General features: G+C 62.8%; 24 protein-coding genes and 1 riboswitch. Of the genes, 12 read left to right on the top strand and 12 right to left on the bottom strand.

All coding sequences use genetic code 11. The annotated features are described in order from the left end of the window. Positions 1-29 precede the first annotated feature (29 nt). Together AB1N67_RS04010 and AB1N67_RS04005 are read left to right on the top strand one after the other, a co-directional pair. Positions 30-1,028 (top strand): class I SAM-dependent methyltransferase, encoded by a 999-nt coding sequence (locus AB1N67_RS04010; protein ID WP_043213815.1) that lies wholly within the window; start codon positions 30-32, stop codon positions 1,026-1,028. Between the two features lie 39 nt (positions 1,029-1,067). Next, a riboswitch (yybP-ykoY riboswitch) is annotated at positions 1,068-1,187 on the top strand. A gap of 91 nt (positions 1,188-1,278) precedes the next feature. Beyond that, the gene (locus AB1N67_RS04005) at positions 1,279-1,863 is read left to right on the top strand and encodes a TMEM165/GDT1 family protein (RefSeq protein ID WP_177343710.1); all 585 of its coding nucleotides are present in this window, start codon (positions 1,279-1,281) and stop codon (positions 1,861-1,863) included. A gap of 78 nt (positions 1,864-1,941) precedes the next feature. On the opposite strand, the gene AB1N67_RS04000 is transcribed toward AB1N67_RS04005, so the two are convergent. Then, positions 1,942-2,757, bottom strand: coding sequence for a M48 family metallopeptidase (locus tag AB1N67_RS04000; protein WP_043213812.1), 816 nt, complete (start codon positions 2,755-2,757; stop codon positions 1,942-1,944). A 148-nt stretch (positions 2,758-2,905) separates the two neighbouring features. Between AB1N67_RS04000 and AB1N67_RS03995 the strand changes: the two genes are divergently transcribed. Beyond that, positions 2,906-5,047 (top strand): methyl-accepting chemotaxis protein, encoded by a 2,142-nt coding sequence (locus AB1N67_RS03995; protein WP_367863547.1) that lies wholly within the window; start codon positions 2,906-2,908, stop codon positions 5,045-5,047. 33 nt (positions 5,048-5,080) lie between these two features. On the opposite strand, the gene AB1N67_RS03990 is transcribed toward AB1N67_RS03995, so the two are convergent. From AB1N67_RS03990 to AB1N67_RS03980, 3 genes are read right to left on the bottom strand one after another with little or no spacing between them, the layout of a single operon-like run. Continuing rightward, on the bottom strand, positions 5,081-5,701 hold the full coding sequence (locus AB1N67_RS03990; protein ID WP_367863546.1) for an SOS response-associated peptidase: 621 nt from the start codon (positions 5,699-5,701) through the stop codon (positions 5,081-5,083). A gap of 12 nt (positions 5,702-5,713) precedes the next feature. After that, positions 5,714-5,974 carry a putative signal transducing protein gene (locus AB1N67_RS03985; RefSeq protein WP_090345222.1) on the bottom strand — a complete coding sequence of 87 codons (261 nt, stop codon included), beginning with the start codon at positions 5,972-5,974 and terminating at the stop codon, positions 5,714-5,716. Then, on the bottom strand, positions 5,974-6,159 hold the full coding sequence (locus AB1N67_RS03980; protein WP_043213807.1) for a CPXCG motif-containing cysteine-rich protein: 186 nt from the start codon (positions 6,157-6,159) through the stop codon (positions 5,974-5,976). Before AB1N67_RS03980 ends, AB1N67_RS03985 begins: the two co-directional genes overlap by 1 nt. A gap of 123 nt (positions 6,160-6,282) precedes the next feature. On the opposite strand from AB1N67_RS03980, the gene AB1N67_RS03975 reads away from it, so the two are divergent. Next, a complete protein-coding gene (locus tag AB1N67_RS03975; RefSeq protein ID WP_080642133.1) occupies positions 6,283-7,452 on the top strand; it encodes a 1-acyl-sn-glycerol-3-phosphate acyltransferase in 1,170 nt (389 codons plus the stop codon). A gap of 50 nt (positions 7,453-7,502) precedes the next feature. Here the strand turns inward: AB1N67_RS03975 and AB1N67_RS03970 are convergent, their stop codons facing one another. Beyond that, on the bottom strand, positions 7,503-7,763 hold the full coding sequence (locus tag AB1N67_RS03970) for a hypothetical protein (protein ID WP_043213805.1): 261 nt from the start codon (positions 7,761-7,763) through the stop codon (positions 7,503-7,505). A gap of 159 nt (positions 7,764-7,922) precedes the next feature. Here AB1N67_RS03970 and AB1N67_RS03965 point away from each other — a divergent pair, with 159 nt between their 5' ends. Then, complete coding sequence (locus tag AB1N67_RS03965; RefSeq protein WP_043213804.1) at positions 7,923-8,129, top strand: hypothetical protein; 207 nt, start codon at positions 7,923-7,925, stop codon at positions 8,127-8,129. 92 nt (positions 8,130-8,221) lie between these two features. On the opposite strand, the gene AB1N67_RS03960 is transcribed toward AB1N67_RS03965, so the two are convergent. Continuing rightward, on the bottom strand, positions 8,222-8,806 hold the full coding sequence (locus AB1N67_RS03960; RefSeq protein WP_043213803.1) for a YajG family lipoprotein: 585 nt from the start codon (positions 8,804-8,806) through the stop codon (positions 8,222-8,224). A gap of 178 nt (positions 8,807-8,984) precedes the next feature. Here AB1N67_RS03960 and AB1N67_RS03955 point away from each other — a divergent pair, with 178 nt between their 5' ends. Together AB1N67_RS03955 and mqo are read left to right on the top strand one after the other, a co-directional pair. Continuing rightward, positions 8,985-9,218, top strand: coding sequence for a hypothetical protein (locus tag AB1N67_RS03955; RefSeq protein ID WP_043213802.1), 234 nt, complete (start codon positions 8,985-8,987; stop codon positions 9,216-9,218). Between the two features lie 595 nt (positions 9,219-9,813). Continuing rightward, positions 9,814-11,325 carry a malate dehydrogenase (quinone) gene (gene mqo, locus AB1N67_RS03950; protein ID WP_070576955.1) on the top strand — a complete coding sequence of 504 codons (1,512 nt, stop codon included), beginning with the start codon at positions 9,814-9,816 and terminating at the stop codon, positions 11,323-11,325. 144 nt (positions 11,326-11,469) lie between these two features. On the opposite strand, the gene AB1N67_RS03945 is transcribed toward mqo, so the two are convergent. The 4 genes from AB1N67_RS03945 to AB1N67_RS03930 form a co-directional block, all read right to left on the bottom strand. After that, positions 11,470-11,760, bottom strand: a complete 291-nt coding sequence (locus AB1N67_RS03945) for a PA4642 family protein (RefSeq protein WP_043215305.1) — start codon at positions 11,758-11,760, stop codon at positions 11,470-11,472. 67 nt (positions 11,761-11,827) lie between these two features. After that, the gene (locus AB1N67_RS03940; RefSeq protein WP_043215307.1) at positions 11,828-12,298 is read right to left on the bottom strand and encodes a hypothetical protein; all 471 of its coding nucleotides are present in this window, start codon (positions 12,296-12,298) and stop codon (positions 11,828-11,830) included. 207 nt (positions 12,299-12,505) lie between these two features. Beyond that, on the bottom strand, positions 12,506-12,979 hold the full coding sequence (locus tag AB1N67_RS03935; protein WP_367863545.1) for a WbuC family cupin fold metalloprotein: 474 nt from the start codon (positions 12,977-12,979) through the stop codon (positions 12,506-12,508). Between the two features lie 2 nt (positions 12,980-12,981). Continuing rightward, the gene (locus AB1N67_RS03930) at positions 12,982-13,539 is read right to left on the bottom strand and encodes a hypoxanthine-guanine phosphoribosyltransferase (protein WP_043215311.1); all 558 of its coding nucleotides are present in this window, start codon (positions 13,537-13,539) and stop codon (positions 12,982-12,984) included. 165 nt (positions 13,540-13,704) lie between these two features. Between AB1N67_RS03930 and upp the strand changes: the two genes are divergently transcribed. Together upp and AB1N67_RS03920 are read left to right on the top strand one after the other, a co-directional pair. Continuing rightward, a complete protein-coding gene (gene upp / locus AB1N67_RS03925) occupies positions 13,705-14,343 on the top strand; it encodes a uracil phosphoribosyltransferase (RefSeq protein ID WP_028691132.1) in 639 nt (212 codons plus the stop codon). A 2-nt stretch (positions 14,344-14,345) separates the two neighbouring features. After that, positions 14,346-15,620 (top strand): uracil-xanthine permease family protein, encoded by a 1,275-nt coding sequence (locus tag AB1N67_RS03920; protein WP_043215312.1) that lies wholly within the window; start codon positions 14,346-14,348, stop codon positions 15,618-15,620. 71 nt (positions 15,621-15,691) lie between these two features. Here the strand turns inward: AB1N67_RS03920 and hemH are convergent, their stop codons facing one another. Beyond that, a complete protein-coding gene (gene hemH, locus AB1N67_RS03915) occupies positions 15,692-16,705 on the bottom strand; it encodes a ferrochelatase (protein ID WP_182941770.1) in 1,014 nt (337 codons plus the stop codon). 13 nt (positions 16,706-16,718) lie between these two features. Further along, positions 16,719-17,624: a TIGR01777 family oxidoreductase gene (locus AB1N67_RS03910; RefSeq protein WP_043215315.1), complete on the bottom strand. Its 906-nt coding sequence runs from the start codon at positions 17,622-17,624 to the stop codon at positions 16,719-16,721. Positions 17,625-17,812: 188 nt separating this feature from the next. On the opposite strand from AB1N67_RS03910, the gene AB1N67_RS03905 reads away from it, so the two are divergent. The 3 genes from AB1N67_RS03905 to AB1N67_RS03895 all read left to right on the top strand — a co-directional run bounded on the left by AB1N67_RS03905 (position 17,813) and on the right by AB1N67_RS03895 (position 20,730). After that, entirely contained in the window at positions 17,813-18,799 is a 987-nt protein-coding gene (locus tag AB1N67_RS03905; protein ID WP_043215317.1) for an NAD(P)/FAD-dependent oxidoreductase, read from the top strand. Positions 18,800-18,908: 109 nt separating this feature from the next. Then, positions 18,909-19,877, top strand: a complete 969-nt coding sequence (locus AB1N67_RS03900) for a DUF523 and DUF1722 domain-containing protein (RefSeq protein ID WP_070576948.1) — start codon at positions 18,909-18,911, stop codon at positions 19,875-19,877. Then, entirely contained in the window at positions 19,867-20,730 is an 864-nt protein-coding gene (locus tag AB1N67_RS03895) for a MerR family transcriptional regulator (protein WP_043215322.1), read from the top strand. Before AB1N67_RS03900 ends, AB1N67_RS03895 begins: the two co-directional genes overlap by 11 nt. Positions 20,731-20,735: the final 5 nt, after the last annotated feature.

The following is a 20,735-nucleotide window of genomic DNA, read 5'->3' as shown; positions in this document are numbered from 1 at the left end:
ACTGCGCGCTTTTTCAGGAGACGTCGTCCATGGACCCGCGCAGTGAAGTGTTGCTTCGCCAGGCCGAACTGTTCCAAGGCCCGCTGTTGCTCGCCGGGCTGCCCGCCGACGACCTGCTCGGCCAACTGCCGCAGGCTAGCGGCTGGTCCTGGCACGCCGGGGACCAGGCCCTGCTCGACAGCCGTTTCAGCGACCGCAGCCACTATGGCGTGCACGTGCCCGAAGTGGCCTTCGAGGCCGCCGTACTGTTTCTGCCCAAGTCGCGGGAGCTTGCTGCCTATCTGCTCAATGCCCTGGCGTCCCGCCTGGCAGGCCGTGAGTTGTATCTGGTAGGCGAGAAGCGCGGGGGCATCGAGGGCGCTGCCAAGCAGCTGCAAGCTTTCGGCAAGCCGCGCAAGCTCGACAGCGCGCGTCACTGCCAGCTGTGGCAAGTGACGGTGGACCATGCTCCGCAGGCCAAACCCCTGGAGAGCCTGGCCGAACGTTTCGAGCTGCCCCTGGAAGACGGCCCGCTGCAGGTCGTGAGCCTGCCCGGCGTGTTCAGCCATGGCCGTCTGGATCGCGGCACTGCCCTGCTGCTCCAACACCTGGACAACCTGCCGGCCGGTCACGTGCTGGACTTCGGCTGCGGTGCCGGCGTACTGGGCGCGACCATCAAACGCCGTTATCCACAGAGCCGCGTCACCCTGCTCGATGTGGATGCCTTCGCCGTGGCGAGCAGTCGGCTGACCTTGGCGGCCAATGGTCTGGAAGGCGACGTGATCAGTGGCGACGGCATCGATGCCGCGCCTACCGGGCTGAACGTGATCCTGAGCAACCCGCCCTTTCATACCGGTGTGCATACCAACTACCAGGCATCGGAGAACCTGCTGAAAAAGTCAGGTCTTCATCTGCAAAAAGGTGGGGAAATGCGTCTGGTCGCCAATAGCTTCCTGCGCTATCAACCGCTGATCGAAGGCGCCCTGGGCAATTGCCGGGTCTGCGCCGAGGCGGACGGCTTTCGTATCTACCAGGCCACACGCGGCTGAAAACAGGGCTTGCCGAAACGCATTCACCTAGGCAGAATCCGCACCGTCCTAGGGGAGTAGTCTCCCGCGAGCGCCCTGCTCGCCCGGCACGCGTCAACACACTTGGCCCACAGGCCATGGCGCGTGCGACCCGCGGTCTGCGCAGACAGATCCAGGGTTTGACAAGACCTATGACACGCACACCTTACCCGGGGCGGGGAGGTCGTACGTGTCATAGCCGTGTCGACCCGCCCCCGTAGGAAACCTGATGCTGGAATCCCTGCTCGTCCCCACCGCAATCGTCGCCCTCGCTGAAATCGGCGACAAGACGCAATTGCTCGCCCTCATTCTCGCCGCGCGTTTTCGCAAGCCTTGGCCGATCATCGCCGGCATCATCGCAGCCACCCTCGCCAACCATGCCGCCGCCGGTGCCGTGGGCGCCTGGGTCAGCAGTTTCTTCAGCGAGACGGTATTGCACTGGATCCTCGCCGCGAGCTTCGCTGCAACAGCCCTGTGGACATTGGTTCCAGACAAGATGGACGATGACGAAAACAGCGCCGCACGCCGCTTCGGCCCCTTCGTCACCACGCTGATCGCATTTTTCCTGGCTGAAATCGGCGACAAGACCCAGGTCGCCACGGTCATGCTGGCGGCCCAGTATCCTCACCTGATCATGGTCATCCTCGGGACCACCCTGGGCATGCTGATTGCCAACGTGCCGGTTGTGCTGGCGGGCAACTTCGCCGCCGAGAAGCTGCCACTGACACTGATTCGACGCCTGGCAGCGGCTGCATTCTTCGTACTGGCCATCGTCGCCGTGTACTCGGCCATGAAAGCCAGCGGCTGGGTGGGCTAAAGACTGAAGCTGCAAGCTGCAAGCTGCAAGAGAAGCGAGTCACGCCGTCCTAACAGCTTGAAGCCTGAAGCTTGCAGCTTACTTCTTGGCAGCCTGGTAGAGCGGCATCACCTTCGGAATCGCCGCCTGCAGCGAGGCAATACGGCTGCTTGAGGCCGGGTGGGTGCTCATGAACTCAGGCGGCGCGCCTTCGGAGGCCTTGCTCATCTTGTTCCACAAGGTGATCGCGGCATTCGGGTCGTAACCGGCACGCGCCGCCAACTCCAGGCCGATCAGGTCGGCCTCGTTCTCGTTGGCGCGGCTGTTGGGCAGGGTCATGGCGTAGTTCACCACGGTGTCCGCCAGGGCCATGCCGCCCTGACCCAGGCCGAACAGAGCACCGGCGCCTTGGCGCGCCATTTCCACCCCATAGGCCTTGGACATGGCTTCGCGGCCATGCTCGCGCAGGGCATGGGCGATTTCATGACCCAGTACAGCAGCAATCTCAGCGTCGGTGAGCTGCAGCTTGTCCATCAGGCCGGTATAAAAAATGATCTTTCCGCCCGGGCCACAGTTGGCGTTGAGCTCGTCGCTGTCGATCAGGTTGACCTCCCAGTTCCACTGCGCGGCGTCCGGCCGGAACTTGGGCGCCTGGGCGATCAGGCGGCTGGCGATGGCCTGGATACGCTTGGCCTTGGCGCTGCTCTTGTCCAGCTCACCCTTGCTCGAGGCCTCGCTGAGCGTCTGTTGATACGACTGGGCATACATCTGGTTGACCTGGTCGGTCGAGAGCATGCTGAACATGTACTGCTGGCGATCGACGCCCACGGCACCACCGCTGGTGGTATTCACTGCCTGGCAACCAGACAGCAGGATACTGGCGCCGATCAGGCTGGCAACGAATGAACTACGCATGAAAGCACTCCGTTTTTACATGCCGCGTATCCTAGGCCGAGTCGCCTGGCCTCGCCAGAGCCGCAGGTAAGATTTCTCATCACCCCTCATGCTTTCGCCAGGCCCCGCCGATAACCCGGGAAACAATCATTCTCGAACGCGGTGCCCCATGAAGTTCAAGTCGATTCAGTTTTCCGTGGCTGCCCTGGCGGGCGCCATCGTTTTGAGCATTGTCGCGGCCCTGGTGCTGTACGCCGTGTACTCCGGCGAACGCACTCAGTCGCTGGTGCAGGAACGCACCCGTCAACAGTTTGAAAACGTGATCGAGCAACGCCTGGGGGCCCTGGCCCGTACGCAAGTCAGCGAGATCCAGCGCGGGCTGGAAGCGCCGCTGCTGATTGCCCGCAGCCTGGCCACCAGCAATGCCATGATCGGCATGCAAGGCACCGACGGCCAACCGCTGATGCGCGTCGACCGCCAATCCCTGGTCAACCAACTCAAGCGCACCGTCGAGGTCAACCCGACCGTGCTCGGCGCCTACCTGGGTTGGGAGCCCAATGCCCTGGACCATGACGATGCCCGCTATGTCGGCAGCAACATGGTTGGCGTCGATAGCGCCACGGGACGTTTCCTGCCGTGGTGGTTCCGTAATGGTGACGGCAGCCTCGGCCAGGACAAGCTGATCGATGTGAACGACCATACCGTGCTGGCCACAGGCGTACGCGCCAGTGAGTACTACCTGTGCCCGAAAGAGTCGAAGAAGCCCTGTGTGATCGATCCGGCGCCTTACAAGGTGGGCGACAAGACCGTCATGCTCGCCTCGTTCGTCGCACCGATCATGATCGATGGCCAGTTCCAGGGCATGGCCGGTGCCGACCTGTCGGTAGACTTCATCCAGGACTTGCTCAACAACGCCGACCGTCAGCTATACGACGGCGCCGGCGAACTGGCCCTGGTCTCGAGCAACGGCCGCCTGGTGGCCTATACCCGTGACCCGTCGAAGTTCGGCGAAAAAGCCAGTGATGTGCTGGATGCCGAGGAGTCGGGCACGCTTACGTCCCTGACTGGCGAAAACCTCCACTATGAGCTCGACGAAACCAAGGACCGCATCGAACTCTACTTGCCCTTCCGCGTCGCCAGCACCGACGCCCGCTGGACGCTGCTGCTCGAACTGCCGCTGAGCACAGTGATGGCCGACGTCAACCAACTGCAGAAAGACCTCGCCGCACAACGGCGCACCGACATCACCGGCATGACCCTGATGGGTCTGGGTATCGCCGCCATCGGCTTGTTGGTGATCTGGCTGCTGGCCCACGGTATCGCCCGCCCCCTGCGTCAGATGGTGGCCATGCTCGACGACATCGCCCAGGGCGAAGGCGACCTTACCCGCCGCCTGCACAGCGACCGTGCCGACGAACTGGGCGCGATCGCCAAGGGCTTCAACACCTTCCTGGCCAAGTTGCAGGCGATGATCACCCAGGTGGTTGGCTCGGTGCAGAAAGTCAGCGACTCCTCGGAGCACACTGCCGATATCGCCATTCGCACCAACCAAGGCGTGCACAAGCAGATGGCCGAGATCGATCAGGTGGCCACTGCCGTGCAGGAAATGACTGCCACTGCCCAGGACGTGGCGCGCAATGCGACCCACGCCGCCCAGGCCACGAACAACGCCGACCAGGCGGCCAACCAGGGCTTGCAGATCGTGCGCGACACCTCCCATTCGATCAGCGTGCTGGCCACTGAGATAGGCCGTGCGGTGGAGGTGGTCCAGACCCTGGCCCGCGACAGCGAGAACATCAACGCGATCCTCGTGGCGATCCGCGCCATCGCCGAGCAGACCAACCTGCTGGCACTCAACGCCGCCATCGAAGCGGCCCGCGCGGGCGAGCAAGGCCGGGGCTTTGCCGTGGTCGCCGACGAGGTCCGCAACCTGGCGCAGAAGACCCAGCAGGCCACCGAAGAAATCCAGCAGATGATCCAACAGCTGCAGCAAGGCACCCGCGAAGTGGTCAAGGTCATGGAAGACAGCCAGGGCAAGACCGACGACAGCGTGCAACAGGCCACCCGTGCCGCCGAAGCGCTGGAGAGCATCACTCAGGCCGTGTCGGTGATCAACGACATGAACACCCAGATCGCCAGCGCGGCCGAGCAGCAGAGCGCCGTGGCCGAAGACATCAACCGCAACGTCATCAACATTGGCCAGGTGGCCGGTGAAGTGGCCGGCGGTGCCGACGAGTCGAGCCAGGCCAGCGCCGAACTGACCAAGCTGGCCGAACAGCAGCGGCGCTTGATCAATCAGTTCCGCGTTTGAGGAACAAGGGGCTGCCTTGCAGCCCCGTGAGGTTCACGCCGGGGTCAGGCACTCCGGCGCATCGAGCTTCGGATCATTGACGAAATGCGCCAGCGCCCGCTCGCGCAACGCTGCTGGTGGGCTGGCCAACAGCTCGTGCAGCCGCGCCAGCGGCGTTTCCGGGTCCAACCAGGCCGCCTGCCCCGCTTCATCGAGAATCAGCGGTCGACGTTGGTTCATCGCCGCCTGGGTCACTACCGCGCAACTCAGCCAGACCTCGTCCTGCACCGGATACGCCTCCCACACCGCCGCGAAGAACAGCGAGGCCCCCTCCCCCGGTGTCAGCCAGTACGGCCGCTTGCGCACCGTGCCACGCCACTCGTAGAAACCATTGGCCGGCATCAGACAGCGCCTCTGGCGGAAGGCCTCGCGGAACATCGGCTGCTCCGTCAAGGTTTCGGCACGCGCCTGGGCAGGTGTGCGGGATAAGTCGGTCAGCCAGGCCGGGGTCAGTCCCCAGCGGGCCCTGGCCAACTGGATCTGGCCGTCGAGCTGACGTTGGATCAGCACCGAAGCGCCTGGGGCAATGTTCCATTGCGCCTGCTGGTCGGCGGGGTACCCGGGCAAGGCGGCAAAGGCCGGGGACCAGCGAAACAGGGCGTAGCGTCCACACATGGCGATAAAAACTCAGCAGATCAGGGTTCCGGGGAAACTCTCCGGTTCGTCGCCGGCAAGTGGCAGGGCCGCATTGTACGCATCGATCAACTGCCGTGCGTACCCAGCCTGCTCGTCCGGTACTACCAGACCGAGCAACCCTTGCATCGGCAACTCGCCGGCAGCGCCGACCAGATCACGCCCGGCCAGATGTACCTGGACACCCTCGCTGGCCAGCATGCCCACCAGCAACTGCGCCTCCATCAGGCTCTCCGGCTCGTAGATCCGCATCATCAGGCATCATCCTCGCGTCTGACATCGAGCATCCATTCGTCACCATGCACCTGCAAGATGAACACCACTGGCTGGCAACACACCTGGCAGTCCTCGGTGTACACCTGGTCGCCGCCGGAGATATCCACCGTGGTTTCCACGGTTTCACCACAATAGGGACAACGATAGAAGTCGGTTTCCAGCATCGCGGCCTCCGCGGTGACTTATGCGTATAATTGCCGGTCTGTTTACAGGGCCTGCGTGTGTCCGAGCCGTTTTTTCGGACCCCACCCCTACCTTATTACCCTAGCCGTTTCCAACAAGAGAGCATGATGGGCGAATTCGATGCCATCCGACCGTACGACGACGCTGAGGTCCCTGCCGTCCTGGCACGCCTGCTCAGCGACCCGGCATTTCTGGATATCCTCACCCACTTCCGCTTCCCGCGGGCGGCCGGCGCCTTCGGCTGGCTGCTCAAGCCACTGATCGCCCGCCGCCTGCGCAACGAGTTCGCCGGCGTTACCTGCGTCTCGACCCTGCAGGACAAGGTCGAGCACTACGTCGACCAGACCATCGAGCGCGCCACCGATGGGGTCACCTACTCCGGGGTCGAGCAGCTCAAGTCAGGGACGGCCTACCTGTTCCTGGCCAACCACCGCGACATCGTCATGGACCCGGCCTTCGTCAATTACGCGGTGTATCACGCCGGCCTGCCGACGCCGCGCATCGCCATTGGCGACAACCTGCTGCAAAAGCCCTTCGTCAGCGACATGATGCGCCTGAACAAGAGCTTCATCGTCCATCGCTCGCTGAGCGGTCGCCGGGAAAAACTCGCCGCCTACCAGCTGTTGTCGGCCTATATCAATCACTCGATCCGCAACGACTGCGTGTCGATCTGGATCGCCCAGGCCGAAGGACGGGCCAAGGACGGCGATGACCGTACCGATTCGGCGATCCTCAAGATGTTCCACATGAGCCGCAAGGACGAAGCCTTCGGCGCCGTGATCCAGAGCCTGAACCTGACACCGGTGTCGATCAGCTACGAGTACGATCCGTGCGACCTGGCCAAGGCCCGCGAGCTGTACATCCGCGCCACCACCGGCACCTACAAGAAGGCACCGGGCGAGGACGACAACAGCATCGCCCAGGGCATCACCGGCTACAAAGGTCGGGTGCATATCAGCTTCGCGGCCCCGGTGACCGAGTACTTCGAAGACACCAAGCAACTGGCGCAGGAAATCGACCGGCAGATTCTCGGCGGCTACCGCCTGTTCCCGGTGCATTACCTGGCCTATGGCATGTGGAGTGAAGCAGACCCGGCCCTGCAGGTGCCGAGTGCGGAGAAACTGTTCCCCGCGCAGGAATTGGCCAAGGCCAAGGAAGAATGGCAGCGCCGCCTGGACGCTTGCCCGGTGGAACACCAGCCCTACCTGGTGCAGCAGTACGCCACCCCGGTGCGCAACCAGTACCAGGTCAAGGCTCAAAGCCCCGTCGCCTGAAATATCCCCTGTTGGGGCGGGTTACCCGTCCCAACAGGGGCATCCGGTGTTCAGATCCAGGTGCTGAACCAGGACAGCAGCAGCGCCATGGCCAGGCAAGAGAATCCGAGGATGTAGTAGTAGCGCGGCACCCGCTGGTCGAAGGCATCGACCACTGCCTCGTCGCTCGCACCACTTGCCCGCGCCACCACTTCGCGCCGCCGTGCGCTTTGCAGCAGCAGCCCGCCGGGACAGGTAATCAGCAGGGCCAGCAGATTGATCAACTTGGCCGGATGGGCAGCCAGGAATCCCCAGAGCACTTGCAAGGACATCGCATAACCTCGGAAAAGAACGACGGCAAAGCCCGGCATTCTACCCAAGCCCAATCCTGCTGCTCGGATTTTGCGACCAACTGTCATTGAATTTCACTGTCACACGCTCGTCATCAGGACAGGCCACCCTGTCGGCCTTTTCCTACGATGGAGCTTGTCATGTTGCACGCCGAAAACCAGGACCGCCTCTACCTTGTCGCCCAGAGCGATGAACAACAGGCGCTGATCGACGGCTTGGCCATTAACGTCCAGGATCGCCAGTGGCTGGTCTATTGCGCCTTGGGTGGTCATGCTCACCAAGACCTGCCCGAAGTCGATATTTATACCGGCCGTAGCCTGCTCGACTTTCGTATAGAGGCCGCATGACAAGCTGGCCTGCTCCTTAGCCTCTTCACAGGCAACAAAAAGCCCGCTACCGGAAGCACCCGGCAGCGGGCTTTTTATCGAGGGCGCTGCGCTTATTCGCCTAGGACCTGGCCGATGGTCGGGTCCTTGAACAGGCGGGTCAGGGCATCGCTGAGCACGTCACCGACCAGCTTGGTGTTGGTCTCCTGATTCGGCGCCATGCCGAAGCGCTGATCCAGGGAAGCACCGTAACGGCCGCTGTAGCGACGGTTGGCGTTGGACACATCGGCACGGAAGGTGGCGCCGATGGTGGCTTCGGTCACATACATCTTGTCCTTGGGCGACTGGTACTTGAGCTCGGCCAGGGTCACGGTCAACTGGGGGGCATTGTAGGCGTTGGGCGTCGGGGTGAAGCCCAACAGGCGTACCGCGGCCTCGGCCTGGGCCTGCAGCTTGGGCACGATATCGTTGCCACTGACGCTGATGGTGCTGGTTTCAGGGTACATGCCACCCCGGGTCCCCAGCGATTGCGAGGCACGGCCATCGACCACCTTGACCACGACCGGCTGGCCACGGCCGACCGGATTGAGCTGGGCGGTGAGCTTGGGTTGCGGGCTGAGTTGTTGCGGGCTGTGGGCACAACCGACCAGGCTCAGGCTGGCCACCGCGATCAAACCGAACAACAGACGTTGCAACATGCGCGTTTCTCCAGAAAATACGGCAAAGGCCCACAGTATACCTAGCGACAAGCTTCACGCTGCAAGCTGTTAGAAAAAGCAGCCGAGCAACCGATCCGCCTCCTTAATTGCGATTGTCACATGGGTTTCATGCCGGGCGTTCATCCTGTTGCCAGACAGACCGAACAGGATCGCCGCCATGACCTCGCTGTGGAATCTGCTTTTCTCCCGCCCCCGCCAGAACACCTATGTCCGCCTCGATGCCGAGGGCAATTGCCTTGGATTCCTGCACTGCACACGACGGCCCAGCAGCAGCGGCTGGGTGCAGGTCAGCGAAGCCCAGCTGGGCTGGCTTGGTCAGCCGCTACCGGACAGTGCTCGGGTTTGCGCCCACGCAAGCCGCCGCTGGCAGCAACGCACCCTGCCAGCCTGACAAACGCAGCAATAAAAAGCCCATTAAGCGCACCTTTCTGCCCGCGACATCGTTATAATCTCCCCCCGATTATAAGGACGTCTCCTGATCGGGCCCCGCATCGCCGTTGACCACGGCACTTTCGACGCTTTGCCCACAGAGAGCCTTCCACTCAGGTCTTGCATCCGCCGCGCCTGCTGTCCCGGCCTTCGCATTGCAGGAACCTGTGGATTGCCATCGCGCAGTCCCTTTTGAGGTTCACGTTCCAAAAGAGCGTGAAAAAACGGGTTTTTCAAACTTCACAAGAGTGTGGCGAGCAAATGAACAGTCTGGCATGTGCAAAAGCGACAGATGCGTCCCGAACAGCCTCGAACAGACGGCAAAAGTGCTCATCCTCGATGAAGTACTGAAGCCGGTCCATACCGCACGGCGGATACCTTGACCATAAGTCGAATTGCCGCACCCGTGGCAAGGGCGTTCAATAGCCGAACACCAAGACTGAATTGGCAGGGTCCGCGGAAGTGGCAAGAACTGCGAAGAGTCGGACATGGCGATCCTGGCCAACCCAGGGATCCTATGCTGTCAATTAGGTGCTGTAGATTGTGGAGACGCGTTAATGGCGCAGAACGAATCGGTTGATGTGGTACTGGTAGGCGCGGGCATCATGAGTGCCACCCTGGCCGTACTGCTCAAGGAACTCGACCCGTCGATCAAGCTGGAGGTCGTCGAGGCGATGGACTCCGGTGCCGCGGAAAGTTCCAACCCCTGGAACAACGCAGGGACGGGCCACGCAGGCCTGTGCGAGCTGAACTACACGCCTCAGGCCGCCGATGGCAGCATCGACATCAAGAAGGCCGTGCACATCAATACCCAGTTCGAGGTGTCCCGCCAGTTCTGGGCCTATCTCGTGCGCAAGGGCAGCTTCGGCTCGCCACGTGCCTTCATCAATCCGGTCCCGCACCTGAGCTATGTCGAAGGTGACAAGGGCGTTTCCTTCCTCAAGAAGCGCTTCGAGCTGCTCAAACAGCACCATGCCTTCAGCGAGATGGAGTACACCGAAGACAAGGCCGTGATGGAGCAGTGGATGCCGCTGATGATGCCGGGCCGCCCGGCCGACCAGCGCATCGCCGCCACACGCGTGATCAAGGGTACCGACGTGAACTTCGGCGCCCTGACCAACAAGCTGCTCAAGCAACTGGGCAACTGCGCCGATGCGCAGGTCAAGTACAGCAAGAAGGTCGTCGGCCTGCGCCGCAACGGCAGCGGCTGGACCGTCAGCATCAAGGACGTCAACAGCGGCGGCAGCCGTGAAGTCGATGCCCGCTTCGTCTTCCTCGGCGCTGGCGGCGCGGCCCTGCCGTTGCTGCAGATGTCCGGCATCCCCGAAAGCAAGGGCTTCGGCGGTTTCCCGGTCAGCGGCCAGTGGCTGCGCTGCGACAACCCCGAGATCGTCAAGCAGCACCAGGCCAAGGTCTACAGCCAGGCCGCGGTCGGCGCTCCGCCCATGTCGGTTCCACACCTGGACACCCGTGTGGTCGATGGCAAGAAGTCGCTGCTGTTCGGCCCGTATGCAGGCTTCACCACCAAGTTCCTCAAGCACGGCTCTCTGCTCGACCTGCCGCTGTCGGTACGCATGGGCAACATCGGCCCGATGCTGGCCGTCGCCCGTGACAACATGGACCTGACCAAATACCTGGTCAGCGAAGTGATGCAGTCGATGGAACAACGCCTGGAGGCCCTGCGCCGCTTCTACCCTGAAGCCAAAGCCGAGGACTGGCGTCTGGAAGTTGCAGGCCAGCGCGTGCAGATCATCAAGAAGGATCCGAAGAAAGGCGGCATTCTGCAATTCGGTACCGAGCTGGTCTCGGCACAGGACGGCAGCCTGGCAGCCCTGCTCGGCGCCTCGCCAGGCGCTTCGGTGACCGTCTCGATCATGCTTGAACTGATCGAGCGCTGCTTCCCCGAGCAGGCCAAGGGTGCCTGGGCTGCCAAGCTCAAGGAGATCTTCCCGGCTCGCGAGAAGGTCCTGGCCACCGATGCCGCGCTCTACCACAAGATCAGCGCACAGAACGACGAAGCGCTGGAAATGGTGGAAGACACCAGCAGCCCGGCCCAGCACTACGCTTGATACCGACCCACAAAAAAACGCCCCTCGGGGCGTTTTTTTGTGCCTGGATTTGCGGTGCTCTTCGCGGGAAACCGCGCCCACAAGCATTGCGATGAACCCTGTGGGAGCGGGCCTACCCGCGAAAGGTCGGCACAGGCTTACCGATCAGCCACGGGCGTTATTGATGATCTCGATGTATTCAGGCGCATTGCGCTGGTCGGCGATCAGCTCGACAAAGGTCTTGCCGTGCTCATCTTTGCCGTCCAGGTCCAGACCCGCCTCGACGAAGAAGCCGACGAAACGCTCGAAATCGTCTACGCGCAGGCCACGATAGGCCTTGACCAGTTTGTGCAGCGATGGCGAGGTCACGCCATCGGCCGGCTCGAACTGGAGGAACGTCTTGACGTAGTCGTCGCTGATCTCGTCACCAATCACCTGCTTCTTGTCTTTACGCATTGCCGACTCCAACTGGGCCATATGGGCATTCAAAGGCCCGCAGTTTACCCCTCACGGCCCGCGGGTCTCAACGCGTACGTACGGTGCCAGTGTGCAGATCCGCCCAGAGATGACCGTTGGGGTAAGTGAGGAACTGCACGTACAACGTCTCGTTGCGCAGCAGGTCCATGATCACTCGATAGTTGGCCAGCGGATAGCTCAAGGTGAGGGTTCGGGTCTTTTCGTCGTAGACCGGCTTCTTCAGGCTCTTGCCGCCTTCGCCATCGAAATTGATCAAGACCTGGCTGAGGGTGGCGCCCTTGCTCAAGGGCTTGCCCTTCAGGCGCAACAGCAACGATGAGGTGATCGGGATGGGTTGCTGGTCGGACTGGCGCTGGATGCCGGTCACCACCGAATAGTCGGTCACCTGCAGCAGTTGCTGGGCTGTCGGAGCCTCTTGGCGCAGGGACAGCTCATCGGGGGGCAGGAACTGGCCATGCAGCGGCGCCGCGGACAGCGGCAGGCTCACCGCCAGCAGGAAAGGAAGAATCGCACGCATGTGAGGCTCCTTGGCAGGGAGAAGCACTCTAGCATGGAGGTGGGTTCAGGATCCTGAGTGGGCGTGGCGCTTTTTGATTGCGTCTGCGTCCCTTCGCAGAAAACCGCTGCCACTCAGGTTCATGGTGAAACTGCCTTGCTCTGCGGTGTCGTCTCAGTGGGTACACTCGCCCCCAAAGGCACTGCGGACCAGGCTTACCCGCGAACGCTACTCGAACTGCGCACGCATCCACGCATGGTATTCGGCCACGCCTGGCTCGCCCTCACGCGGCGCCCAATGAGCATGCTCGCCCTCGCCCACCGGCCGGTAGGGCCCGGCCTTGCATTCGAACAGCATGCTGTCGGCTTCTAGCACCACCAGCCCATGGTAGATACCCGGCGCCAGGTCGACACCCAGGCAATCGCCTCCGGCCTGCATCACCCGCTTGTCGATCACCACGCCCTGCTCGTCGAAGATCAACAGGCCCAGGCGCCCCTTGAGCACGATCAGCGCCTCGGCCTTGTCGTCGCTCAGGTGGCGGTGGGGCGGGATGTAGGTGGTGGGCTGCAGGCCGACGGCCATGCGGTGGCAGGGTTCTTCCATCTCATGGAAATTATGGTGTTGCCGCCCACGGGGGCTGTCGGCAGCTTTTTGCGCCAACTCGGCAAACAACGCGTGGTCGATGAATGCAGGTTGGCGCATGGTCACAGGCCCTTGACTGCGAAGATGCCGTTGGCGTTGCGCCAATAGCCTTTGTAGTCCATGCCGTAGCCGAAGATGTAGCGGTCGACGCACGGCAAGCCGGCATAGTTGGCCTTGAGGTCCGGGCTGGCTTTACGGTCGTGATCCTTGTCGATCAGCACCGCGGTGTGCACGGAGCGGGCACCGGCATGCTTGCAGAAATCGATGATGGCGCTGAGGGTGTGACCCTCATCGAGGATGTCGTCGACGATCAGCACGTCGCGGTCAATGAAGGAAATCTCAGGCTTGGCCTTCCAGAACAGTTCGCCGCCGCTGGTTTGGTTGCGGTAACGCGTGGCGTGCAGGTAGGAGGCCTCAAGCGGGAACTGCAGGTGAGTCAGCAGCTTGCCGGCGAAGATCAGGCCACCGTTCATGACACAGAAGACCACCGGGTTCTTGTCATGCAGGTCTTGGCAGATCTGCTTGCCGACCTTGGCGATGGCCGCTTCGACCTCGGCTTCGGTGTACAGGCAGTCAGCCTCGCGCATGACTTGACGGATATGCTCGAGATCGGCGGACATGGCGCTCTCCAGGGGGCTCGGAATTGGAAAAGCGGGCAAAGGTACGCATCCGCCCGCCCCAGATCAAGCATTTATGGACTAACGTCCAGAATGAGCAGACGACATGCCGGACTGAATAGATTAATCTACCGCCGTTTTTTTGCCCGCCTCCCGGAGCCCTCCCCTATGCCTACTCGTGAGATCCGCCACCCGCTGATCCGCCACAAGCTCGGCCTGATGCGCCGCGCCGATATCAGCACCAAGAATTTTCGCGAACTCGCCCAGGAAGTCGGCGCGCTCCTGACCTATGAAGCCACCCAGGACCTGCCGCTGGAGACCTACGAGATCGACGGCTGGTGCGGCAAGGTGCAGGTCGAGAAAATCGCCGGCAAGAAGATCACCGTGGTTCCGATCCTGCGCGCAGGCATCGGCATGCTCGATGGTGTGCTCAGCCTGGTGCCGGGCGCCAAGGTGAGCGCCGTGGGCGTTGCCCGCAACGAAGAAACCCTCGAAGCACATACCTACCTGGAAAAGCTCGCGCCGGACATCAACCAGCGCCTGGCCCTGATCATCGACCCGATGCTGGCCACCGGCGGCTCGATGGTCGCCACCATCGACCTGCTCAAGAAGGCAGGCTGCAAAGAGATCCGCGCCATGGTCCTGGTCGCCGCACCCGAAGGCATCGCCGTGGTGGAGAAAGCCCACCCAGACGTGCAGATCTACACCGCATCGATCGACCAGCGCCTGAACGAACACGGCTACATCGTCCCAGGCCTGGGTGATGCCGGCGACAAGATCTTCGGCACCAAGCAGAAGGACGCCTGACCATGCAGGACGGCTTCAACGACCCGCTCTGGCGCCAGGTCGTCTCGGGCGCGCAGATGCTCTTCGTGGCATTCGGCGCGCTGGTACTGATGCCGCTGATCACCGGCCTCGACCCCAACGTGGCGCTGTTCACCGCGGGCATCGGCACCTTGCTGTTCCAGCTGGTTACAGGCCGCCAGGTCCCAGTATTCCTGGCCTCCAGCTTTGCCTTCATCACCCCCATCATTCTCGCAAAGGGCCAGTTCGGCCTGGCCGAGACCATGGGCGGCGTGATGGCAGCGGGCTTCGTGTACACCTTCATGGGCCTGATGGTGAAGATCAAGGGCACCGGTTTCATCGACCGTATGCTACCGCCTGTGGTGATCGGCCCGGTGATCATCTCCATCGGCCTGGCCATGGCGCCGATCGCGGCCAACATGGCCATGGGCAAGGCCGGTGATGGCAGTGTGCTGATGCCGTACAAGACCGCCATGTTGATCTCCATGCCGGCATTGCTGACCACGCTGATCGTGGCCGTGTTCGGCAAGGGGATCTTCCGTCTGGTACCGATCATCGCCGGCGTGCTGGTGGGCTTTGGCCTGTCGTTCGCCTTTGGGGTGGTCGATACCGCCAAGATCGCCTCGGCGCCCTGGCTGGAGCTGCCGAAATTCACCGCGCCGGCATTCAACTGGCAGGCGATCCTGTTCATCGTTCCGGTGGCTCTGGCTCCGGCGATCGAGCACATCGGCGGCGTCATTGCCGTGGGCAGCGTGACCGGGCGCGATTACCTGAAAAAGCCGGGCCTGCACCGTACCCTGCTCGGCGATGGCCTGGCCACCACCGCAGCCGGCCTGTTCGGCGGCCCGCCCAACACCACCTATGCCGAAGTGACCGGCGCAGTGATGCTGACCAAGAACTACAACCCGAAGATCATGACCTGGGCGGCGATTTTCGCCATCACCTTGGCGTTCATCGGCAAGTTCGGCGCGCTGTTGCAAAGCATTCCGGTACCGGTGATGGGCGGGATTCTGTGCCTGCTGTTCGGTTCGATCGCCGCAGTGGGCATGAACACCATGATCCGTCACAAGATCGACCTGGCCGAAGCCCGCAACCTGGTGATCGTCTCGGTGACCCTGGTGTTCGGCATCGGCGGCGTATTGATCGGCAGCGGCGACGGCCCCGATGACTGGGGTCTGAAGGGCATCGCCCTGTGCGCCATCGTGGCCATCGCCCTGAACCTGATCCTGCCGGGTAACGACAGCTGGAAGCACAAGAAACTGGACGATCAGTTGCCCTGACACCCGACTTCAGCCTGACCAGGCCTCTTCGCGGGTTTACTCGTGAAGAGGCCGAACAGGTGGTCAGAAAGTCAGGCCTTTTCGCACATCCCTGCCAGCACCTTCACCCACTGCGGGTGGTCGTTCAGACATGGCACCAGCACCAACTCTTGACCTCCCGCCTCGATGAATTGCTCACTGCCGCGCTGACCAATCTCCTCCAGCGTCTCGATGCAATCGGCGACGAACGCCGGGCACATCACCAGCAGCTTCTTCACCCCAGCCTTGCCCAGCTCATCCAGACGCGTCTCGGTATAGGGCTCGATCCACTTGGCACGCCCCAGGCGTGACTGGAACGACACTGACCACTTGCCATCGGCGATCCCCATCTTTTGCGCGAACGCCTTGGCCGTGGCCAGGCATTGACCGCGGTAGCAGATCGCACGGGTCTGGGCATCGGCATCCTTGCAGCAATCGGCGGCCTGGAAGTCATGCTTGCCGGTCGGGTCGAGCTTCTTCAGATGTCGCTCGGGCAAGCCGTGGAAGCTCAGCAGCAGGTGATCGTAGCCCTGCTCAAGATACGGCTTGGCGCTGGCCACCAAGGCATCGATGTAGTCGGGGTGATCATAGAACGGCTGCAGCACGCGCATCTGCAATGGCAGCTGACGATTTGCGATGGTCTGCTTGGCCAGCTCCACCACCGTGGTCACGGTACTGTCGGCGAACTGTGGATAAAGCGGCGCCAGGGTAACCTTGCGCACACCCTGGGCTGCCAGACGCTCCAGCACCTCGGGCAAGGCCGGCTGGCCATAGCGCATGGCAATCTCCACCGGGCCATGGGGCCATTGCTCGACCATGGCCGCTTGCAGGCGCCGGGTCAGGACCACGAGGGGCGAGCCCTCGTCCCACCAGATCGAGGCGTAGGCGTGGGCCGACTGCTCCGGTCGCTTGATCAGGATCAGCGACACCAGCAGACGACGCACAGGCCACGGCAGGTCGATCACGTAGGGGTCCATGAGGAACTGGTTGAGGTAACGGCGCACGTCGGCAACCGAGGTGGAGGCCGGCGAACCCAGGTTGACCAGTAGCAAGGCGTGATCGGTCATGCAGCATCCTATGTCAGAGGCGGCTGGACAGGTCGTCCAGGGCCGATTGCAGATCGTTGAAACGGAATGTGAATCCTGCCGCCAGCAAGCGGACCGGGCGCGCCCGTTGTCCGCCAAGCAGCAGCGTCGAAAGCTCGCCCAGGCCCGCCCTGAGCAGTAGCGCCGGTGTCGGCATGAAGGCAGGCCGATGCAGGGCACGCCCCAGACGCTTGGCGAATTCGCGGTTGCGCACCGGCTCTGGCGCGCAGGCATTATAGGGACCGGTGGTGTCCTTGTGCTGCAAGAGAAAATCAATCAAGCCGACCTGGTCTTCTATATGGACCCAGGGCATCCATTGCCGACCATCTCCCAAACGCCCGCCCAGCCCCAGCTTGAACGGCAGGCGCAGGCGCGACAAAAAGCCGCCGTCGCTGGCCAGCACCAGCCCGGTTCGCACCAGCACCACGCGAATGCCCAGCCGTTGCGCACGCTGGGCGGTTTCCTCCCAGGCGATGCACAGCTGGCTGGCGAAATCTTCCTTCACCGGAGGCGAGGCCTCGGTCAGTTCCCGCTCGCCACCGTCGCCGTACCAGCCCACCGCGGACCCCGATATCAGCACCTCGGGGCGCTGCTCACGGCTCTCCAGCCACGCCAGCAGCTGCTCGGTGAGGGTGATGCGGCTGGCCCACAGCAGGGTCCGTCGCGAGGCAGTCCAAGGACGGTCGGCGATCGGTGCGCCGGCCAGGTTGATCACCGCGTCGACCTCTTCATCCGCTGCCAGGTCTTCCAGTCGGGCGATGCCGCGCACGCCGGTGCCGCAGATTTTAGCGACCTGCTCGGGGCGACGGCTCCATACGGTCAGGCGATGGCCCTGGCCGAGCCAGTACTGGCACAGGTGCCGGCCGATCAAGCCAGTACCGCCGGTCAGCAATATATGCATGGCTGTGTCCTCGCAAGTTGCGGCCGTGGTCTATTTTTAAGAACAAGGCACTTTTTAGACCGGATGCTCTCGGATTAAACATAGGCCAACCTGCCCTATCGAGCGGTATAACCTTATACAAATTTTGTGCATTGTACAGGTTTGCCTAACAGCGTAGTCTGCTTACAGCAAGGTTCGAAGAGGCCATCATGACAGTACCTATTGCCATCATCGGTGCCGGTATCGCCGGCCTTTCCGCCGCCCAGGCTCTGCAGAAAGCCGGGCAGACGGTCCACTTGTTCGACAAGGGCCACGGCAGCGGCGGCCGCATGGCCAGCAAACGCAGCGAAGCGGGCGCACTGGACTTGGGTGCGCAGTACTTCACCGCCCGTGACCGGCGTTTCGTCGAGCAGGTCCATCAATGGGTCGAGGCCGGCTGGGTGCAGCAGTGGAAGCCTCAGCTGTACAACTACCGAGACGGCGAACTGACCCCCTCACCCGACGAACAGACGCGCTGGGTCGGTGTGCCGCGCATGAGCGCCATCACCCGCGGCCTGCTCAAGGACGTGACGGTGAACTTCGGCTGCCGCATCGCCGAAGTCTTCCGTGGCAAACAATACTGGCACCTGCAGGACACCGAAGGGTGCAGCCACGGCCCCTTCAGCCGTGTGGTGATCGCGGTGCCCGCGCCCCAGGCGACACCGCTGCTGGCCGCGACGCCCAAGCTCGCCGCCGTGGCCGCTGGCGTGCAGATGGAGCCTACCTGGGCCGTCGCCCTGGCTTTCCAGACCGCCCTCGATACGCCCATGCAGGGCTGCTTCGTACAGGACAACCCGCTCGACTGGCTGGCCCGCAACCGCAGCAAGCCTGGGCGCGACGAACAACTCGACACCTGGGTACTGCACGCCACTTCGAACTGGAGCAAGCAGCATATCGACCTGCCCAAAGAGGACGTGATCGAGCAGCTGTGGGGCGAATTCGCTGAGTTGATTGGCTGCATCGTGCCGCCACCGACCTTCGCCCTGGCGCACCGCTGGTTGTATGCCCGTCCGGCCGGCAACCATGAGTGGGGGGCCCTGGCCGATGCCGACCTTGGGTTGTATGCCTGCGGGGACTGGTGCCTGTCCGGCCGCGTGGAAGGCGCCTGGCTCAGCGGTCAGGAGGCTGCCCGGCGGCTGCTGGAGCACCTCGATTAACGCGATCCGCAGAGCTGTACAAAAAATTTCTCTTGCATAAGTTTTTCGGTGTGCTGGAATGAACCTGTACAAGACGCACATCAACGTACAGGTTTTCCGGAGACCCGCCATGGACATCGCTTCGCCCACCGACAAGCCGCGGATTGGTATCAGTGCCTGTCTGCTCGGCCAATCCGTGCGCTTCAACGCCGGTCACAAGGCCTCTCCCCTGTGCCTTGAGTTGCTCGCAGATCACTTCGAATGGGCTCCGGTATGCCCTGAGGTGGCCATTGGTCTAGGCGTTCCCCGCGCCGCTATCCGCCTGGTCGGCGATCCTGAACGCCCTGAAGTGATAGCCCCCCAAAGCCCTGGCACTGACCTGTCGGGCCCGCTGCGCGCCTATGGCGAGCAGATGGCCGAGTCGCTCGATGACCTGTGCGGTTACATCTTCATGCAGAAGTCGCCGTCCTGTGGCCTGGAGCGGGTGAAGGTCTATCAGCACGACGGTCAGCTCTCTCGCCTGCCGGGGCAAGGTGCATACGCCAGTGCATTTTGCGCGCGCCGCCCGGATCTTCCGGTGGAAGAAGAAGGCCGCCTGCACGACCCGGTACTACGGGAAAACTTCATCAGCCGCGTCTATGCCTATGCCGACTGGCAGCATCTGCTGACGCAGGGCCTGAACCGCGGAGCCCTGGTGCGCTTTCACTCGCGCTACAAATACCTGCTCATGGCCAACAATCCTCAGGCCTATCGCGAACTGGGCCGAATGCTCGGCAGCATGCGCCGTGACGACGACCCGCTCGACATCGGCCCCCGTTATTTCAGCGCGCTGATGCAGGCGCTACGCCGTCGCGCCAGCCGTGGCACCCATGGCAACGTCTTGCAGCACCTGAGTGGTTACTTGAGAGATGTTCTGGGACAAGGCGACCGCAACGAACTGCAGCAGCTCATCGGCCAGTACCAGCAAGGCATCGTGCCGTTGGTGGTGCCCCTGACCTTGCTCAAGCATCACCTGCGCAACCACCCCGACCCTTATCTGCTGCAACAGGCTTACCTGCAACCACACCCCGCGCCCCTGGGCCTGCGCAATGCTCTCTGAAATCCTGCTGCCGATAGGCGAACTGGCCCGGCGCACAGGCGTCAACCCGATCACGCTGCGGGCCTGGGAGCGGCGTTATGGCTTGCTCAAACCCCAGCGCACCGCCAAAGGCCATCGCCTTTATCCGCCAGAACAGGTCGAGCGGGTGCACGCCATCCTGAGCTGGCTGGAACGCGGCGCGTCGGTGGGCCAGGTGCGCGAGCTGCTCGAACGCCCGCCGAGCGTTGCCCCGGTGGGCGACTGGCAATTACGCGAACAGGCGATGATCGAGGCCATCGCCTCGCTTTCACATCATGCTCTCGACCAGCAATTCAATCAGGCGATGGCACTGTATCCGGCCTTCACTTTGTGCGAGCAATTGCTGCTGCCCCTGCTGGACAGCCTGGAACAACGCTGGCGCAGCTACTTCAACGCCCGGCTCGAGCAAGCATTCTTCTACACCTGGCTGCGTAGCAAGCTGGGCGCGCGCGTTCAGCACGACAGCCTGTCGCTGCCAGGCCCCGCCGTGCTCATCACAACCTGCGGCGATGGCGCGTTCGATCCGCACCTTTGGCTGTGCGCCTGGTTGCTCGGCAACAGTGCGATCGCCGTGGAGGTGCTCGAACAACCGCTCACCGGCCCCTGCCTGCACCGCGCGGTGCAAGCCCTGCGGCCACGGGCGGTGATCTTCTACCTCGGCACCCGTGTCGACATCCGCTCGTTCAAGGCAGCGTTGACCGGCATCGACATCCCACTGCTGGCCGGTGGTGGCACTGTCTTCGCGCACGGCCCGCGCCTGGTCGAATCCGACGTCGAGGGCTTGCAGTTGTTCGACACGCCCCTGGCAGCCCTGCGCCTGCTGCAATCACTTTGAGGAAA

Origin of the sequence: Pseudomonas guariconensis (assembly GCF_040822035.1) — a bacterium.
Taxonomy (GTDB): Bacteria; Pseudomonadota; Gammaproteobacteria; order Pseudomonadales; family Pseudomonadaceae; genus Aquipseudomonas; species Aquipseudomonas guariconensis.
The sequence above is the reverse complement of the archived record's forward strand: the minus strand, read 5'-3'. Positions and strand labels throughout refer to the sequence as shown.

Excerpts from the sequence above, each read along its gene's own strand:
- AB1N67_RS04010 (WP_043213815.1), top strand. The coding sequence starts at position 30 with ATGGACCCGCGCAGTGAAGTGTTGCTTCGCCAGGCCGAACTGTTCCAA.
- AB1N67_RS04000 (WP_043213812.1), bottom strand. The coding sequence starts at position 2,757 with ATGCGTAGTTCATTCGTTGCCAGCCTGATCGGCGCCAGTATCCTGCTG.
- AB1N67_RS03995 (WP_367863547.1), top strand. The coding sequence starts at position 2,906 with ATGAAGTTCAAGTCGATTCAGTTTTCCGTGGCTGCCCTGGCGGGCGCC.
- AB1N67_RS03990 (WP_367863546.1), bottom strand. The coding sequence starts at position 5,701 with ATGTGTGGACGCTACGCCCTGTTTCGCTGGTCCCCGGCCTTTGCCGCC.
- AB1N67_RS03985 (WP_090345222.1), bottom strand. The coding sequence starts at position 5,974 with ATGATGCGGATCTACGAGCCGGAGAGCCTGATGGAGGCGCAGTTGCTG.
- AB1N67_RS03980 (WP_043213807.1), bottom strand. The coding sequence starts at position 6,159 with ATGCTGGAAACCGACTTCTATCGTTGTCCCTATTGTGGTGAAACCGTG.
- AB1N67_RS03975 (WP_080642133.1), top strand. The coding sequence starts at position 6,283 with ATGATGGGCGAATTCGATGCCATCCGACCGTACGACGACGCTGAGGTC.
- AB1N67_RS03970 (WP_043213805.1), bottom strand. The coding sequence starts at position 7,763 with ATGTCCTTGCAAGTGCTCTGGGGATTCCTGGCTGCCCATCCGGCCAAG.
- AB1N67_RS03965 (WP_043213804.1), top strand. The coding sequence starts at position 7,923 with ATGTTGCACGCCGAAAACCAGGACCGCCTCTACCTTGTCGCCCAGAGC.
- AB1N67_RS03960 (WP_043213803.1), bottom strand. The coding sequence starts at position 8,806 with ATGTTGCAACGTCTGTTGTTCGGTTTGATCGCGGTGGCCAGCCTGAGC.
- AB1N67_RS03955 (WP_043213802.1), top strand. The coding sequence starts at position 8,985 with ATGACCTCGCTGTGGAATCTGCTTTTCTCCCGCCCCCGCCAGAACACC.
- mqo (WP_070576955.1), top strand. The coding sequence starts at position 9,814 with ATGGCGCAGAACGAATCGGTTGATGTGGTACTGGTAGGCGCGGGCATC.
- AB1N67_RS03945 (WP_043215305.1), bottom strand. The coding sequence starts at position 11,760 with ATGCGTAAAGACAAGAAGCAGGTGATTGGTGACGAGATCAGCGACGAC.
- AB1N67_RS03940 (WP_043215307.1), bottom strand. The coding sequence starts at position 12,298 with ATGCGTGCGATTCTTCCTTTCCTGCTGGCGGTGAGCCTGCCGCTGTCC.
- AB1N67_RS03935 (WP_367863545.1), bottom strand. The coding sequence starts at position 12,979 with ATGCGCCAACCTGCATTCATCGACCACGCGTTGTTTGCCGAGTTGGCG.
- AB1N67_RS03930 (WP_043215311.1), bottom strand. The coding sequence starts at position 13,539 with ATGTCCGCCGATCTCGAGCATATCCGTCAAGTCATGCGCGAGGCTGAC.
- upp (WP_028691132.1), top strand. The coding sequence starts at position 13,705 with ATGCCTACTCGTGAGATCCGCCACCCGCTGATCCGCCACAAGCTCGGC.
- AB1N67_RS03920 (WP_043215312.1), top strand. The coding sequence starts at position 14,346 with ATGCAGGACGGCTTCAACGACCCGCTCTGGCGCCAGGTCGTCTCGGGC.
- hemH (WP_182941770.1), bottom strand. The coding sequence starts at position 16,705 with ATGACCGATCACGCCTTGCTACTGGTCAACCTGGGTTCGCCGGCCTCC.
- AB1N67_RS03910 (WP_043215315.1), bottom strand. The coding sequence starts at position 17,624 with ATGCATATATTGCTGACCGGCGGTACTGGCTTGATCGGCCGGCACCTG.
- AB1N67_RS03905 (WP_043215317.1), top strand. The coding sequence starts at position 17,813 with ATGACAGTACCTATTGCCATCATCGGTGCCGGTATCGCCGGCCTTTCC.
- AB1N67_RS03900 (WP_070576948.1), top strand. The coding sequence starts at position 18,909 with ATGGACATCGCTTCGCCCACCGACAAGCCGCGGATTGGTATCAGTGCC.
- AB1N67_RS03895 (WP_043215322.1), top strand. The coding sequence starts at position 19,867 with ATGCTCTCTGAAATCCTGCTGCCGATAGGCGAACTGGCCCGGCGCACA.